The organism is Empedobacter sp. UBA3475 (genome assembly GCF_002378465.1).
GTDB lineage: Bacteria > Bacteroidota > Bacteroidia > Flavobacteriales > Weeksellaceae > Empedobacter > Empedobacter falsenii_B.
On record NZ_DFRA01000065.1, the window covers coordinates 1 to 16,355 of the forward strand.

The window sequence follows — 16,355 nt, forward strand, 5'->3', positions numbered from 1 at the left end:
GTTTTTTAGGGAAGATTACAGAGTTATCGGAAATAGATTGAAATACTAAGCAATAAGAACCGTTACAAAATAATTACTACTCTTTTTCAACAATATTTATAAAATTTTGATTTTCAATAAATAGTAGCTTTTATAAATACTTTAAAATAAAAAAAAAACCAACTTTTCAGTTGGCTTATTAATTTATCTAAGTAATATCAAAAATTAACAATTCTCGATTACGCTTTTTACCACGCGAATTACATTTGGCATTGCTGTATTCGCTGCATTTAATACATCTTCGTGCGAAACATCGAATGAAATTTCTGGTCCACCTAAATCTGTAATAATAGATAAACAAAAAACGCGCATATCCATGTGACGAGCAACAATAACTTCAGGAACTGTACTCATACCAACACAATCTCCTCCAATAAAACGAACCAATCCGTATTCAGATGGCGTTTCGAAAGTTGGTCCTTGTAATCCTACATAAACTCCTTGATGAACCAGGATATCATTTGCTTTTGCAAATTCTGCAGCTTCATTCAACATTTCTCTGTCATATGCTTTAGACATATCCACAAAACGAGGTCCTAATTCGTCAATATTTTTTCCGCGTAAAGGATGTTCTGGCATCATATTAATATGATCTTTTACCAATAAAATATCTCCAACTTGGAAATTTGGATTAACACCTCCAGAAGCATTCGATAAAACAACTTTCTTAATTCCTAATCCGTTAAATACACGCATTGGGAACGTTACTTCTTCCATCGAATATCCTTCATAATAATGGAAACGACCAGCCATCATCAAAACTTTTTTACCTAAAATAGTTCCGTATACTAAATGACCTTTGTGCCCTTCTACTGTTACTTGAGGAAAGTTTGGTATATCTTTGTAGCTAATAACAACTTTATTTTCTACTTCATCTTCTAATTTTCCTAATCCAGACCCTAACACAATTACAAATTCTGGTTGATCTGGCAATAAATTATTGATGTACTTTACAGCCTCATTAATTCTGTCCAACATACTCTAAAATAGTTTGATTAAATTTTTCTTTATCGTTAATATCGATACTAATCGGAATGTAGTATAAATCGTCCTTTATCATGGATTCTTCCATCAAACGCATATAATCTTTCTCTGTTGTCATGATAATTTTATCAAAACGCTTTCTACCTTCCGTATCTTCGTATCGTTTGTAAATATACTCAATTTCTGATTGACTAAAATTATGATGATCTGGATATTCTAAATGCAAGACATTTGCAAAGTTTTCTTCCGCAAATTTTACCAAACCATCTGTTTTAGCAATTCCTGTAACTAAAATAACATTCAGATTTTTCCAAGTCGATTTCTCAACATTATCCAATTTCCCAATCAATTTGTTATCATAAACAATTTTCGAAAAAAATAATTGCTGATGAGATTTTAAGTTAATCTTTTTCGAAATTTCTTTGTGTTTTTCTTCCGAAATTCTGTCTGGACATTTCGTTACAATAATAATATCTGCACGACGAACTCCACTTCTACTCTCTCTCAAATCACCTGCTGGCAATAAAAAATCTTTGTAATATGGATTATTGTAATCGGTCAACAAAATATTGAAACCAGCTTTTATTCCTCGATGTTGATATGCATCATCCAACAAAATTGCTTCTGCATTATAATGGTCAATTAATTTTTGTGCACCAAAAGCTCTGTCTTCGCAAACAGCAATCAATATTCTATTCTTGAAACGTTGAAAAAACTGCATTGGTTCGTCTCCTATATCATACACTTTTGAAGAATAATTTGCAATCAAAAAACCCTTTGTTTTTCGTCCATATCCTCTACTCAATGTTGCAATTAATTTTTCGTCTTTCAACAAATCAATTAAATACATGATATGAGGTGACTTTCCCGTTCCGCCAACAGAAAGGTTTCCAACATTAATAATTGGAATATTGAATGATGAGGAACGCATCATTCCTATATTGTAAAACAGATTTCGAACCGAAGTTCCTATCCAATATAAACCAGAAAATGGAAGTAAAAATCTACGCCAATTCATTTTTATTTTTAATATTAAGCGAAAATACTATTTTCAATTTTAATTCTAAAGAAAGAAACACTTCATTTCTTTATTCAGCGAAAAAAAACCTATTCTATCGGAACAGGTTTTTAATTATTTATTAATCGTATAATTTATTCAATTCGTTGGCATAACTCGTTTTATCTTCTATCTTCCAACCATAGGTTTTTGCAAGGAAATACAAATCGCCAAGATTTTGAATTAATTGTTGATGTGCTTCTTGTTTTAGTTTGGTTTGATCCACAGTTTTTTCCACATGCTCCACGGCACGTTTTTTAATTCCGTTCAAATCATCTTTACTAAATTTATTGAAAACACTTTGATCCATGTCATAAAAACTAACATCTGGATATACTTGGATTTCAACTGGAGGAATAGATTTGATGATGATTTTTTTATTCACCGAATCCAATTCAATATCCATTTTTTTTAAATCATACGTTGCTTGTGCTTTGGCTTTCACCAAAAGTGTCACCTTTTTATCCGCAGAAAAAATATCAGTTAAACCTGGCAACGATTTTTTTGACGTGTGATTGTATAAATCTGAATAGGTTTGTTCTGCAACAATCATTTTATTCATTCGTTCGATTTGATACGCAATCACATGAGATTGTTCGGTATAGCTTTCAGATTTGAATTTATCCATGATGAAATACGTTATCATCACACCAAAAATAAAGGCTACAACAACAAGAATTATTTTCTTTAAATTATTCATTTGCATAATTTGGAGTCAATGGCGTACCATTCACAATCTGTGCCAAATCTTCTTCTAGATAGCCCGAAACTGGAGATTCTACAATTCTACCAACTTCTTCTTTTTTATTATTATATACGATAATTGTCGGAACGTGAGTCACATTTTTATTGATTTCTTCTCCGTTGAAACTTTTCTTTTGACGATTTACACCAATCACTTTCAAACGATTTTGAGGAAATTTAATATCATCTAAAATTTTGTACAAACGTGGTAATTCACGACGAGAATCTGGACACCAAGTTCCTACAAAAACTTCCAAACGGTAGTTACGTAAATCTTTTAAACCTTTCAATTTACTTTTCTCAACTTCGTAAGTGTCATATTCGTGGTGATACCATTCTTTAAAATCTTCTTCTTCCAAAGCTTTTCTATTGAATTCTCCCGTCAACATTTTCTTCCCATTTTCAGCTGTAATCGTACGATTCAACACTTTATTTTGAGCAAACGATTGCGTAGAAAATCCCAACATTGCAACAAGTGCAATTGCTAATATTTTTTTCATTGTATTTTTAGTTTATAGGTTAAATGTATAAATAATTATGAAATGATTTGCCCATTTTCAACTTTAATTGAGCCAATTTCGAAAGTCGCCAATTGATTCAATAAAGGATAATTTTTGGATGCTCCTTTATAAACTTGTTTTTCAGCATCAATTTCGAGATGACCAATAAATTTTCGCAAATCACCAATTTCAATAATTTTTGCGATTTGCTCTACCGAATTATTTTCTTCGTTGTATTCATCTTCAAAATAAATTCCCAAATCAACAACAGAAGATTTTTCACCATTCAGAATTTGAACATTATGAATCACAACATCCAAATATTTTTGTCCATTTTGAGGAATCGCTAAATATTCATCAAACGGAAAGTTATCTTGCGTAGCTAAAGCATTCAATCCTGCTAAAATAGCCAATGCATTGTATTTTCTTGTTGTATTACGTTGATAATCATTCGGAAAATGTCCCGCTTCAAATAATACGCACGGATAATCCATTTTTGTAAAATTATCCCCAGTAGACATCGGATAGAACTCTGATGTATAACGACCTACATGACCAGGAATTACTTTTTGCAATTCAATATTCATTGCCTGAATAATTCCCATCGTTTTTTCGCGAACTTCGTTTACATCTTCTTCAACATTGTAAGAAGGCGCCAAAAAAGAAAGCGTTGCAGGTTTTGCTGTTTGTCCAACATTGAAAATCGTACGCTGATCATGCAAATTGAATAACGTTTGATAATTTCCTTTCTCCACTTGATTCAACAAAACATGAATTTCTGTTGATTCTTTTGCTAAAAAGTCACGATTAATATCAATTCCAACCGCATTTCTACGTGTATTGACATTTGCACCATCAGGATTTAACATCGGAATAAAATCAATTGTCAATTGAGATAAAATGGTTTGAGCTAATTCAGATTTTTGTTCAAAAAAATTAATCACATCAAACATTGCACGCGTTCCAGAAGATTCGTTTCCGTGCATTTGAGACCAAATCAATAAACGTTTTTCTCCATTCCCGAAACTTAATTTATAAATCTCATTTCCTAAAAAAGATGTTCCAATTTGCTCTTTTTGACTTGATTTTAATGAAAAATAGTGATTTAAAGCTTCAAAATTTAACCATTTAGAATCAAAACCTTCTTGTCTGAAAGTTGTATATTCTTTCTCTAATTGATGAATATCAAACATATTTATTATGTTATACGTTTATAATTTCTATGTCATAAATTTTGATTATCAAAATAAATAAAACCGTCAATTCGAGTGAAATTCGTTTAGAATTTTGTATCGAGAATAAGGTTTTTGAAGATAAAATATATCTTAATTCTCGATACAATTTTTAAAAATAATCTTTCTAAAAATCACTCGAATTGACGAATTTTAATCCAAAATATACAACATTATTATTTATATTAAATTGATTTCTTGAAAGTTTTGCGACGTTTGTGATTTACAGGATTATATGCTTTCCATAAAACTTGAATACTTTCGTTGTCCGCTAATTCAGGGTTTGTTTCCAAAAATTTGATCCCGTTGTTTCTAAACGTATCAAACATTGCATTAAAAATCAATGCTGTAACTCCCTTTCCTTGAAATTTCGGATCAATTCCAATCAAATAAAATTGAGCAGAATCATTATTTTTACTTGCTTTCATCAAATGCCACCAACCAAAAGGAAAAATTTTACCTTTCGCTTTTTGCATCGCTTTCGAGTAAGAAGGCATCGTAATTGCAAACGAAACCATTTTTCCGTCTTCATCAACAATACAGTTCACAAAATCTGGATTGATAAACGGAATATATTTCTTTTTGTAATATTCTATTTGGTAATCCGCAATTGGCACATAAGTATCCAATTCGCTGTAAGTTTTATCTAACAAATCGAACATTTCGTCGACATACGGAATAATTTCAGAAGTTTTTGTAAACTTCAATTCTCGTAATTTGTAACGTTCTCGAATAATTTTATTAAATTTGATAACCTTTTCTGGCAATTCTGTTGGTGCAGCCAATTCATATTCCACCCACTCATTAGCCGTTTCAAAACCTAATGATTCTAAGTGTTGCGCATAGTACGGAAAATTATATAAACCAACCATTGTAGCCAATTTATCATATCCGAAAGTTAGCAAACCTGCCTTTTCCAAATTCGAAAAACCAACTGGTCCCTCTATATATTCTAATTGATTTTCTTTACCTATTTCCGTGACTTTTGCCAAAAGTACTTTCGTGACTTCGATATCATCAATCATATCAAACCAGCCGAAACGCATTTTACGTTTTTGTTGATTATTGACTTCTTGCCAATTGATAATTGCCGCAACACGTCCCACAATCTTACCTTCTTTTTCAGCAAGAAAATAACGCGCTTCAGCATCTTTAAAAACGGGATTTTTAGAAACATCTAATGTTTCCTTCTCCTCATTAATAAAGGGTGGAACGTAATATTGATTATCCTTATACAAATTCATCGGAAACTTAATAAATGCTTCCAAATCGTGTTTTGATTGTACTTCTATTATGCGAATACTCATAGCTTACAAAGGTAATGAGTTTTGTAATTTCAATTCAAAAATTTTTGAGCAAAATGTCAGTTTTTGTTCATTTTTATATGATTTAATACAGAACTCTGCCAAAAAAACTAACTTTTCTGCTATTTTTGTCTCTATTCACTTATTGGAATACTTTTTGAATTTTGAATAAATATTAAAATTGATTAAAAAATAAAATAGAAAATAGATGACAGGTTATTACATTATTATTGGGTTATTTATGCTGATTAGTTGGTTTGTTAGTAACCGACTGCAAAGTAAATTTAAGTATTATTCGAAGGTACATTTAGCAAACGGAATGTCAGGAAAAGAGATTGCAGAAAAAATGCTTTCTGATAATAATATTCGCGATGTTCGTGTTATCTCTACTCCTGGACAATTGACGGACCATTACAATCCTGCTGATAAAACGGTAAACTTATCGGAAGTTGTTTACCACGAACGAAATGCAGCGGCAGCAGCAGTTGCAGCGCACGAGTGTGGTCACGCAGTACAACATGCGGTTGGTTATAATATGTTGCATTTACGCTCGAAAATGGTTCCAATGGTAAACGTTGCATCTCGCTTAAATCAATGGATTTTGATGTTAGGATTAATCGTGATGGCTTCATCTAAAAATGCAACTTTATTGTGGATTGGTATTTTCCTATTTGCGGTAACAACAGTTTTCGCATTTGTTACTTTACCTGTAGAATACGACGCTTCCAACCGTGCGTTAGCTTGGTTAAAAGGAAACAATATGGTAATGCCAAACGAATATGAAGGCGCAAAAGATTCATTAAAATGGGCTGCAAGAACTTATGTAGTAGCGGCGATTGGTTCATTAGCGCAATTACTTTATTTTGTAATGATGGCAATGGGCGGACGACGAGATTAAAACTTAATTATTATAAAATTAAAAAAATCCCTTCAAAAATTTTTGAAGGGATTTTTTATTATTTCTTATCGTATAATTTATTGTATAAATCTTGATATTTAGCCAAGACATTTTTACGTTTCAATTTTAATGTTGGCGTTAATAATCCATCATCAATTGTCCATTCATCAGGAGTTAATTCAAACTTTTTGATTTGTTCCCAATGTCCTAAACCTTTATTCATTTTTTCAATTTCACGACCTATAATATCTAAAATTGCAGGCTCTTTAATTAAATCTGCCTTCGTTGCAGGTTCAGCAATTCCTTTGATACGTAAATAATCTTTCAACACTTGAAAATTAGGTTGAATAATCGCACAAGGCATCTTCTCTCCTTCTCCAACAACCATTACTTGCTCGATAAAACGAGATTGTTTAAACTTATTTTCAATAATTTGAGGTGCAATATATTTTCCTCCAGAAGTTTTGAACATCTCTTTTTTACGATCAGTAATTTTAAGTAAACCTCTTTCAAGAACTCCAATATCACCCGTTTTGAAATAACCATCTGGTGTGAATGCTTCAGCAGTTTTTTCAGGATCTTTATAATAACCTTGTGTAACGTTAGGACCTTTGACTAAAATCTCTCCATCTTCTGCAATTTTAACCTCGATTCCTTTTAATGGAGCACCAACAGTTCCGATTCCGAAACCATCTTTCTTCATACAATTCACCGAAATTACAGGAGAAGTTTCTGTCAAACCATAACCTTCTAAAATTGGAATTCCAGCACCCCAGAAAATATGATTCAAACGTGCTGCTAAAGGTGCAGATCCCGACACCATACATACTAAATTTCCTCCAACTCCTTCTTTCCATTTACTGAAAACCAAACTTTTCGCGATAGAATGTTTCAACCCAAATAATCCACCTTTTGGATTATAAGGATCGTAATCTTCAACAAGGCTTAAAGCCCACATAAAAATTTTCGTTTTAAGACCTCCTGCAGAAGCACCTGTATTGTAAATTTTATCGTAAACCTTTTCAACTAATCGAGGCACAACCGTCATTACATGTGGTTTGACCTCTTTCATATTATCTCCTAATTTATCGATGCTTTCTGCATACCAAATTCCAATACTCAAATGTTGATACAAATAAATCAACATACGTTCGAAAACATGATTAATCGGAAGAAAACTTAACGCAATCGCATGATTTGGAAAATCTGGAATACGATCAACAGACATTAAAACATCAGAAACGATATTTTCGTGCGTTAATACAACACCTTTCGGACGACCTGTTGTTCCAGAAGTATAAATCAAAGTTGCCATATCAGAAGGTTTTATCATCTCTTTGATACTATCTACTTCATGTTGTGTTGAATTATCTTCACCCAAATCTAAAATTTCTTTATAATTAGGAACTCCAGCAATTTCATCAAAACTATAAATCCCAACCAATGTTGACACTTTATCTTTTACAGCCGCAACCGTATCGTATAAACCTTTATCAGAAACAATGATAAATTTACATTCAGCATTATTTAAGATATAATCAAAATCATCTTCCGAAAGTGTTGGATATAATGGAACGGAAATCGCGCCAACTTGCTGAATACCGATATCACAGATGTTCCATTCGGTACGATTAGTTGAAGTGACTATTGCAATTTTATCTTGTGGCTTGATTCCTAATTGTAATAATCCTCGACTAAATGCATTTGCTTTGCCAACGTATTCTTGCGTAGATGTTTTCACCCAAGTTCCGTTCACTTTAGACACCAATGCATCTTCTCGAGGATTATTTTCTAATTGATTTTGCGGAAAATCAAATAATCTTTTTATTTCCATGGTTTTGAATAATTTTCTTAGTTGCAAAATACTAATAAAAAAATTATAATGCAAGCATATAAAATTATTTTAGTGTAAATCTTACACCAATAAAAACACAGAAATTTTATTTATTTAAGACTTATTCTTCATCATCTAACAAAGACATTTCTTGATCATAAAAATCTAAAGCGTCTTCAATTAAATTAGCAATTTCAGTATTAAATTCTTCGTTATCTTCTTCTTCAGAAATATCTTCAAACCATTCAATATCGTCAGTTTCTACATCTAATAAAAATCGAGGATAATCTGTATGTAAAATAAAGATTTTGTCTGGCATTGTAGAGTTATCAGCCAATAAAAATTTTGGTAATTCCATTTTATATGTTTTTTAATTTATCTTCTAAAATTATTTCTGCATTAGGATTTTCCCTAATCATTTTCTTCGTTTGACGATTGTAACGAATCATCAAAAACACTGCCGAAGCTGTTAATCCAGTTCCTAAACCAATCCACATCCCAAATGCTCGTATTTCAAATACAATAGCTAAGACTACACCAATCGGAATTGCGATTAACCAATATGAAATAAACGTTAGAATAGAAGGGATTTTAACATCAGTCATTCCTCTCAAAGCACCTAGTAATACCAATTGTACGCCATCTGACATTTGGAAAAGCGAAGCAATGATTAATAAGGATGCAGCTAAATTGATAACATCTGGATTGTCTAAATAAATTGTTGGTAACTGATAACGGAAAATAATAAACAAAATTCCACACAAAATCATAAATGATAAAACCATTAAAATACAAGACCAACCTGCCTCTCTTAAGGTTTTATAATCTTTTAAACCTAATTGATTTCCAATACGAACCGTTGCTGCAACCCCAATTCCTGTACACATCATAAAAGTTGTGGAAGCTAAATTTATCGCAATTTGATGAGCTGCTAAATTTACTTTTGCTAATTCTTGATCTGCAATAGAGTTTGTAAATGTATAACCGCAAACAAAGGCTGCCAGAGAGAACGCACTCATTTCAAAGAAAGAAGTTAAGGCGGTTGGAATTCCAATTCCAGCAATTTTTCTGAAAATAGTTTTCTGAAAATTACTTGCCTTAAATTGAACTTCTTGCAAAACTGATTTCGTTTTCTTAAAATTAAACAATACAATAATTAAGAAAATCATCATCACCAAACGCGCAACGAATGTTCCCCAGGCTGCACCAGCGACTTCTAAACGTGGGAATCCCCAATTCCCGTAAATCCAACCATAGTTTAACGTAATATTAATCACGTTACTCAAAACAGTTGCAATTGTAACAGGAATCGTTAATGATAAACCTTCCGATAATTGACGAAAAGTTTGGAAAATCATCAATGGAATCATCGAAAATGTCATAATCGTTAGATATGGAATACATTTTTCCACTACATCAGCGGGTTGTCCCATGTAGAACATTAGCGGTTTCAGAAATGTAATCAATAAGAATAAACCGATTGATAGAGTAATATTCAAGACCAAACTATGCGAAAAATAATTTGCAGCCATTTTTTTATCGCCTTTCGAATCTTCTGCCGCAATCAATGGTGACAACGCAAAACTAAATCCGAAAGCAAATACTAAAACCGCAAAAAATAATGAATTTCCTAAAGAAGCTGCTGCTAAAGCTGTTTTCCCCAAAACCTCATCTTCTATATTATCATATTTTCCACCTAAACCACCAACCATAATGTTATCAATAATGTTGACAGAAATTTGCCCCATTTGAGTAATCATTACAGGAAATGCTAATTTGATATTACGCCTTAAATGCTCTTTTAATTCCAATTTATTCTCTATTTACAATTGCAAAGATACAGCAAAGGTTTTGCTTCTACATTTAAAAATTGTCATGTAATTTAAAATTAATCAATAAAAAAAGACTACTTAAATAAGTAGTCTTTAATATTTATAGAAAATTTTTCTTTTTATTTTGCAACAAATGTTGACGCAATATTCAGTTCATCCATTTGTGTTTGATCAATTGGAGAAGGTGCATCAATCATGACATCGCGACCCGAATTATTTTTAGGGAATGCGATGTAATCACGAATTGTTTCTGAACCATCTAAAATCGATACAAAACGATCAAAACCGAATGCTAAACCTCCATGAGGTGGCGCACCATATTTGAAAGCGTTCATTAAGAAACCAAATTGCGCTTCTGCTTGATCTGGCGTAAATCCTAATAATTCGAACATTCTTGCTTGAACTTCTTTATCGAAAATACGAATAGAACCTCCACCGATTTCATTCCCATTTAAAACTAAATCATATGCATTTGCACGAACTTCACCTGGATTAGTCGCAATTAATTCCATATCCTCTGGTTTTGGAGAAGTAAATGGATGGTGCATCGCGTGATATCTTTCAGATTCTTCGTCCCATTCTAATAAAGGAAAATCTACAACCCATAATGGAGCAAAAACTTCTGGATTACGTAATCCTAAACGCTCTGCGATTTCCATACGTAAAGCCGATAATTGCGCACGAACTTTGTTTGTATTACCAGACATCACCAACATTAAATCTCCTGGTTTTGCGTTCATACGCTCTGCCCAAGCTGCTAAATCTTCTTGCGAATAAAATTTATCTACAGAAGATTTAAATGTTCCATCTTCATTATAACGCGCCCAAACAAGACCAGTTGCCCCAATTTGTGGACGTTGAACCCATTCGATTAATTTATCAATATCTTTACGTGTGTAAGCATTACAACCTTCCGCAGCAATACCAACAATTAATTCTTGTTCATCAAAGATTTTGAAATCTTTTCCTTTAGCTAAGTCTGTGATTTCACCGAATTCCATTCCAAAACGAATATCTGGTTTATCATTTCCATAACGACGCATTGCTTCTGCAAATGTCATACGTGGGAATTGTTCAAATTCTAATCCTTTGAAAGTATGTAATAAATGTTTTGCTAAACCTTCGAAAACATTCATGATATCTTCTTGTTCAACAAACGACATTTCACAGTCAATTTGTGTAAACTCTGGTTGACGGTCTGCACGTAAATCTTCGTCACGGAAACATTTTACAATTTGGAAATAGCGGTCTAAACCTCCTACCATTAATAATTGTTTGAATGTTTGTGGCGATTGTGGTAACGCATAAAATTCACCTGGATTCATACGAGATGGAACCACAAAATCACGTGCACCTTCTGGTGTAGATTTGATTAAAACTGGTGTTTCAACTTCTACAAATTCTTGTGCATCTAAATATTTACGAACTTCCTGCGCAACTTTAGAGCGGAAGATTAATTTTTCTTTTACTGGATTACGACGAATATCTAAATAACGATATTTCATACGGATATCTTCTCCACCATCTGTATTATCTTCGATTGTAAATGGAGGCAATGCAGATTCATTCAAAATTGTGATGTTTTCTGCTAAGATTTCGATATCTCCTGTTGGAATGTTTGGATTTTTTGAAGCTCTTTCGATTACAGTTCCTGTAACTTGAATTACGAACTCACGTCCTAAATGACGAGCAGTTTCAAATAATTCTTTCGAAGAACGTTCTTCATCTAAGATGATTTGTGTGATTCCGTAGCGATCACGTAAATCGATCCACATCATAAAACCTTTGTCACGTAGCGTTGATACCCAACCGCTTAACGTTACTTTTTCATTAATGTTGGCTTGTGTTAATTCACCACAAGTATGAGTTCTAAACATTTGTCGTCAAATTTATAAGACAAAGGTAGAGTTTTGAGGTGAAATAAAGAAGTTATATAACTTATTTGATGAAATAATTTTAAGAAAAAAGCGATTCAATTTTGAATCGCTTTTCATATAATTTTAAAATGAATAACCTTCTTTTAAGGCAAAACCAACTAAATTCACAAAAAACTTAGAGTTTTTATCTTTTCCATTGACCATTGGACTATTTAAGGGATTATTTGTTTCCTCAACCTTATAAGTAGAACCATTATTCAAAGTAAAGATTCCGTTCTTCCATTTTCCTATTTCAATTCCTTCAGAATTCAACAATTCATAAGACTTCTCATTTATAAATGTTGTAAATGTAATTTTTCCAACTTTTTTACTTTCTTTTAATACTGAACCCGAAGAATCTATTGATAATTTACTATTATCAAAAAGATATTTTACTTCACTTAAATTTATTTCAATTTTTTCTTTTTCATTTGAAACCTCTTCTGCTCTATTTCGCTTATTTGTAGCGACTAATGTTTTTAATAGATCTTTATCTATTCCGTTTTCATTAAAGATTTTATATTCACCTTTTGAGAAAGTTTCAACAATAATTTTTTCTGGGCTAATAGAATTCCCAACTCCTTCAGTTACCACATCATTTACATCATTTGTTGACAAATCTGTTATAGTAAACCAATAAGATTTTGATCCATCAGGCATAATTTCAAAATTCCATTTGATTGTTGCTACTGGAACATTATCAATATTTGCTATTGTATAAACTTTCTTTTTTCCGTCAATTGTTGCAACCTCTTTTTTATTAATTGAGATTTTTCCTTTTTTTATATCTACATCTTGTCCAAAAGAATATATTGAACAAACAATAAATAAACTAAGCAGTATTTTTTTCATAAGAATAATTTTTTCAAATATAAATTATCCTAAAATTAAAATCCGATTATAATCATTTATAATCGGATATTTTTATTATTCATTCTAAGTTTAAATATTTCTCAACTTACTATGTTTATAACCATATGTAAAATAAATTGTCAAACCAATTGCGATCCAAATCAAGAAAATCATCCAGTTTTTCAATCCTAATTGTGCCATCATATAAAAACAACACAACATTCCTGCTAACGGAATAATAGAAGTTCTTTTGAAAAATGTTCTAACTACCATAAAAACATAAATCATTAAGAATAGAATCATTGGAATTTTGTGTTTGAAAACATCCCAACCTTTTTCCATCTTCTTATCTTCATAAACTGGCAATTTGCTCAATGTAGATTTGTATTGTTCTGGTGATAATTGAGCCAAATAATCATCTAAAAATTCAATTTCAGAGCCCGTTAATTCATTAATTGTTGTATAAGAATCTTTTAGTTCTTTTGGTGTTAACGAACTTACAAAATGTTCAACTGGCATAGGTTGCGGTTTATTCGTAAAGAAATCAATCGAATCATCTTTAAACGTTGTTGCGCATAAAAATACAATCACCGCAGTTACAATTGGCATAATGTATTTTGCATTGATAAAAGGCGTTTTAAAATTTCCTCTTTTCGCATTAGGATCTGCATCCATACGAAGTACAGCAGCACAAACTAACACAAAAGCAAACAAAGTTCCGATAGAACAAGCATCAACAACCAATTCTAAATCTGTAAATAAAATAGGAATACCTACTACAAATCCAGTAAAAATAGTTGCAAAAGAAGGTGTTTTAAATTTCGGGTGAATAGTAGAAAATTTCTTTGGTAATAAACCATCGCGAGACATTGTCATCCAAATACGAGGTTGCCCAATTTGAAAAACAATAAATACACTCGCCATAGCTACTACAGCCGAAAAAGCAATAATTCCTGCCAACCATTTTAAATCTTGAATTTTATCAAAAACATAGGCCAAAGGATCTCCAACATTCAATTCAGAATAATGAACCATTCCTGTAATCACCAACGCAATCAGCACATATAAAACAGTACAAATAATGATAGACGCAAAAATTCCACGAGGCAAATCTCGCTTCGGATCTTTACATTCTTCCGCAGTTGTACTAATCGCATCAAACCCAATATAAGCGTAAAAAACAGATGAAACTCCAGCCAAAACTCCACCTACTCCATTCGGAGCAAAAGGATTCCAGTTATCAGGATTCACATAAAAAGCACCAACCACAATTACTAAAAGTACCACAGCTAATTTTAACACAACCATTGCGTTACTTGCTTTTCTCGATTCATTAATTCCGCGATAAACCAAAGCTGTAATCAAAAAAGTAATGATTAATGCAGGAATATCCACCACTAAATTAAATCCTAAATATGGTGCATCTTTAAAAGCTAAATATTTTGGAATCTCTTGCGCATAAGGTGAATTTGCAATTCCTTCTAATGTCTTACCTTTCGCTAATTCATTCGAAATAAATTGAAAACCTTCTCTCGCCGTAAAATAATCCATTGTCATCCATTCTGGCAGATGTAATCCCATTCCGGAGAGCAAGGTGGTAAAATAATCACTCCACGAAATCGCGAGCACAATATTCCCAATTGCATATTCCATAATCAATGCCCAACCAATTACCCAAGCAAATAATTCTCCAAATGCAACATAGCTATAGGTATACGCACTACCCGAAACAGGCACTAACGAAGCAAATTCTGCATAAGCAAAAGCTGTAAAACCACAGGCAATTGCCGTAAAAATAAAAAGGAAGATAACTGCTGGACCGCCCTCGAAACTTGCTCGGCCAATGGTACTAAAAATACCAGCTCCAACAATTGCGGCGATACCAAAACCTGTTAAATCTCGAACACCTAAGGTTCTTTTCATTGTAGACGTGTTCTTTGCAGACTCTGCTAAAATGGATTCGACAGATTTTTTTCTGAATAATTGTGACATAATTTATTTAAAAACGGGCAAATATAAAAAAGACAATCCCAAAATCGGATAGAATCCGTATAAATATTGGTTTTTTATTCAAATTTTCTTTTTTATTTTACTTGGTTAGATTAATTTTAAATTTAATTCAAAAAATTAACATGAAACAATTTTTATTTGCAATTGCTTTAGCTGCTACTTTAGTAAGTTGTGATTCTACAAAACCAATTTCTCAGGAGAAATATCAAAAGAGTCTTGTAAAATATACAGATAAAATTTCTGAAGCGGAATTGAAAAAACAGCTTTATATTATTGCTGCACCTGATATGGAAGGTAGAAATGCTGGTACGGAAGGCGAAATAAAAGCGGGTAATTACATCTCTAATTATTACAAAGAATTAGGAATTAATGGACCAAATAATAATTATTTCCAAATTATTCCTGCTGCTACTTTTAGCCGTGTAAAAGGTCAAATGAGAAATGTGATGGGATTCATCAAAGGATCAGAAAAACCAGAAGAAATTGTGGTGATTTCGGCACATTATGATCACGAAGGAATAAAAGACGGAAAATTATATGCTGGTGCTGATGATGATGGTTCTGGAACTGTTGCAGTAATGGAAATTGGTCGTATTTTCCGTGAAGCTGAGAAGAAAGGAATCCGTCCAAAACGTTCGGTTTTATTGTTACATGTTTCTGGTGAAGAAAAAGGTTTATTAGGTTCTAAATATTATTCGGAGCATCCAATTTTTCCTCTTGCAAACACGGTTGCGAATGTTAATATTGATATGATTGGGCGCGTAGATTATGAGCACAACGAAAAAACAAGAGATTTTGTGTACGTAATTGGTTCGGAAATGTTGTCTTCTGATTTGCATAAAGCTGTTTTAGCTGCAAACAATGGTTTGGGAATTGACTTGGATATGCGTTACAATACGCCAGATGATCCAAATCGTTTTTATTATCGTTCGGATCACTACAACTTTGCCAAACATAACATTCCATCTGTTTTCTTCTTTAATGGAGTGCACGATGATTACCACAAACCAGGAGATACGCCAGATAAAATTGAATATGATTTATTAACGCGTCGCACAAAATTAGCTTTTAATACAATTTGGATTTTAGCAAATGCCGAAAATAGACCAGTTGTAGACAAAGAATCTCCAATGCCTTCTACAAGATAGTTATT

The 16,355-nt window shown here is 32.3% G+C and carries 14 protein-coding genes; 2 read left to right on the forward strand and 12 right to left on the reverse strand.

The features are described 5' to 3' along the window. Positions 1 to 204 precede the first annotated feature (204 nt). From B3I31_RS13135 to B3I31_RS13160, 6 genes are all read right to left on the reverse strand, one after another. On the reverse strand, positions 205 to 1,017 hold the full coding sequence (locus tag B3I31_RS13135; protein WP_115001055.1) for a purine-nucleoside phosphorylase: 813 nt from the start codon (positions 1,015 to 1,017) through the stop codon (positions 205 to 207). After that, positions 1,001 to 2,041 (reverse strand): tetraacyldisaccharide 4'-kinase, encoded by a 1,041-nt coding sequence (lpxK, locus tag B3I31_RS13140; RefSeq protein ID WP_221856528.1) that lies wholly within the window; start codon positions 2,039 to 2,041, stop codon positions 1,001 to 1,003. Before lpxK ends, B3I31_RS13135 begins: the two co-directional genes overlap by 17 nt. 121 nt (positions 2,042 to 2,162) lie before the next feature. After that, positions 2,163 to 2,780 (reverse strand): DUF4230 domain-containing protein, encoded by a 618-nt coding sequence (locus B3I31_RS13145; protein ID WP_052217853.1) that lies wholly within the window; start codon positions 2,778 to 2,780, stop codon positions 2,163 to 2,165. After that, the gene (locus B3I31_RS13150; RefSeq protein WP_219034218.1) at positions 2,773 to 3,324 is read right to left on the reverse strand and encodes a TlpA family protein disulfide reductase; all 552 of its coding nucleotides are present in this window, start codon (positions 3,322 to 3,324) and stop codon (positions 2,773 to 2,775) included. Before B3I31_RS13150 ends, B3I31_RS13145 begins: the two co-directional genes overlap by 8 nt. Before the next feature lie 35 nt (positions 3,325 to 3,359). Further along, positions 3,360 to 4,517 carry a M14 family zinc carboxypeptidase gene (locus B3I31_RS13155; RefSeq protein ID WP_291059491.1) on the reverse strand — a complete coding sequence of 386 codons (1,158 nt, stop codon included), beginning with the start codon at positions 4,515 to 4,517 and terminating at the stop codon, positions 3,360 to 3,362. A 224-nt stretch (positions 4,518 to 4,741) separates the two neighbouring features. Further along, the gene (locus B3I31_RS13160; RefSeq protein WP_286495561.1) at positions 4,742 to 5,863 is read right to left on the reverse strand and encodes a GNAT family N-acetyltransferase; all 1,122 of its coding nucleotides are present in this window, start codon (positions 5,861 to 5,863) and stop codon (positions 4,742 to 4,744) included. Between the two features lie 205 nt (positions 5,864 to 6,068). Here B3I31_RS13160 and B3I31_RS13165 point away from each other — a divergent pair, with 205 nt between their 5' ends. Continuing rightward, positions 6,069 to 6,758, forward strand: a complete 690-nt coding sequence (locus B3I31_RS13165) for a zinc metallopeptidase (protein ID WP_286495562.1) — start codon at positions 6,069 to 6,071, stop codon at positions 6,756 to 6,758. A 58-nt stretch (positions 6,759 to 6,816) separates the two neighbouring features. Here B3I31_RS13165 and B3I31_RS13170 read toward each other — a convergent pair whose 3' ends face one another. The 6 genes from B3I31_RS13170 to B3I31_RS13195 all read right to left on the reverse strand — a co-directional run bounded on the left by B3I31_RS13170 (position 6,817) and on the right by B3I31_RS13195 (position 15,184). Continuing rightward, positions 6,817 to 8,592, reverse strand: a complete 1,776-nt coding sequence (locus B3I31_RS13170) for an AMP-dependent synthetase/ligase (RefSeq protein ID WP_115001063.1) — start codon at positions 8,590 to 8,592, stop codon at positions 6,817 to 6,819. A 121-nt stretch (positions 8,593 to 8,713) separates the two neighbouring features. Beyond that, complete coding sequence (locus B3I31_RS13175; RefSeq protein WP_038336082.1) at positions 8,714 to 8,950, reverse strand: hypothetical protein; 237 nt, start codon at positions 8,948 to 8,950, stop codon at positions 8,714 to 8,716. Between the two features lies 1 nt (position 8,951). Continuing rightward, positions 8,952 to 10,403, reverse strand: coding sequence for an MATE family efflux transporter (locus B3I31_RS13180; RefSeq protein ID WP_291088141.1), 1,452 nt, complete (start codon positions 10,401 to 10,403; stop codon positions 8,952 to 8,954). A gap of 140 nt (positions 10,404 to 10,543) precedes the next feature. After that, positions 10,544 to 12,301 (reverse strand): aspartate--tRNA ligase, encoded by a 1,758-nt coding sequence (gene aspS / locus B3I31_RS13185; protein WP_286495565.1) that lies wholly within the window; start codon positions 12,299 to 12,301, stop codon positions 10,544 to 10,546. Between the two features lie 123 nt (positions 12,302 to 12,424). Then, entirely contained in the window at positions 12,425 to 13,192 is a 768-nt protein-coding gene (locus B3I31_RS13190) for a hypothetical protein (RefSeq protein ID WP_291059493.1), read from the reverse strand. Between the two features lie 90 nt (positions 13,193 to 13,282). Continuing rightward, entirely contained in the window at positions 13,283 to 15,184 is a 1,902-nt protein-coding gene (locus B3I31_RS13195) for an amino acid permease (protein ID WP_291071516.1), read from the reverse strand. Positions 15,185 to 15,324: 140 nt separating this feature from the next. On the opposite strand from B3I31_RS13195, the gene B3I31_RS13200 reads away from it, so the two are divergent. After that, entirely contained in the window at positions 15,325 to 16,350 is a 1,026-nt protein-coding gene (locus B3I31_RS13200) for a M28 family peptidase (protein WP_291059495.1), read from the forward strand. Positions 16,351 to 16,355: the final 5 nt, after the last annotated feature.

What these genes read in the sequence shown, in the direction of transcription:
- B3I31_RS13155 (WP_291059491.1), bottom strand. Translation starts at nt 4,517, where the DNA reads ATGTTTGATATTCATCAATTAGAGAAAGAATATACAACTTTCAGACAA.
- B3I31_RS13170 (WP_115001063.1), bottom strand. Translation starts at nt 8,592, where the DNA reads ATGGAAATAAAAAGATTATTTGATTTTCCGCAAAATCAATTAGAAAAT.
- B3I31_RS13175 (WP_038336082.1), bottom strand. Translation starts at nt 8,950, where the DNA reads ATGGAATTACCAAAATTTTTATTGGCTGATAACTCTACAATGCCAGAC.
- B3I31_RS13190 (WP_291059493.1), bottom strand. Translation starts at nt 13,192, where the DNA reads ATGAAAAAAATACTGCTTAGTTTATTTATTGTTTGTTCAATATATTCT.
- lpxK (WP_221856528.1), bottom strand. Translation starts at nt 2,041, where the DNA reads ATGAATTGGCGTAGATTTTTACTTCCATTTTCTGGTTTATATTGGATA.
- B3I31_RS13195 (WP_291071516.1), bottom strand. Translation starts at nt 15,184, where the DNA reads ATGTCACAATTATTCAGAAAAAAATCTGTCGAATCCATTTTAGCAGAG.
- B3I31_RS13145 (WP_052217853.1), bottom strand. Translation starts at nt 2,780, where the DNA reads ATGAATAATTTAAAGAAAATAATTCTTGTTGTTGTAGCCTTTATTTTT.
- B3I31_RS13160 (WP_286495561.1), bottom strand. Translation starts at nt 5,863, where the DNA reads ATGAGTATTCGCATAATAGAAGTACAATCAAAACACGATTTGGAAGCA.
- B3I31_RS13200 (WP_291059495.1), top strand. Translation starts at nt 15,325, where the DNA reads ATGAAACAATTTTTATTTGCAATTGCTTTAGCTGCTACTTTAGTAAGT.
- aspS (WP_286495565.1), bottom strand. Translation starts at nt 12,301, where the DNA reads ATGTTTAGAACTCATACTTGTGGTGAATTAACACAAGCCAACATTAAT.
- B3I31_RS13135 (WP_115001055.1), bottom strand. Translation starts at nt 1,017, where the DNA reads ATGTTGGACAGAATTAATGAGGCTGTAAAGTACATCAATAATTTATTG.
- B3I31_RS13165 (WP_286495562.1), top strand. Translation starts at nt 6,069, where the DNA reads ATGACAGGTTATTACATTATTATTGGGTTATTTATGCTGATTAGTTGG.
- B3I31_RS13150 (WP_219034218.1), bottom strand. Translation starts at nt 3,324, where the DNA reads ATGAAAAAAATATTAGCAATTGCACTTGTTGCAATGTTGGGATTTTCT.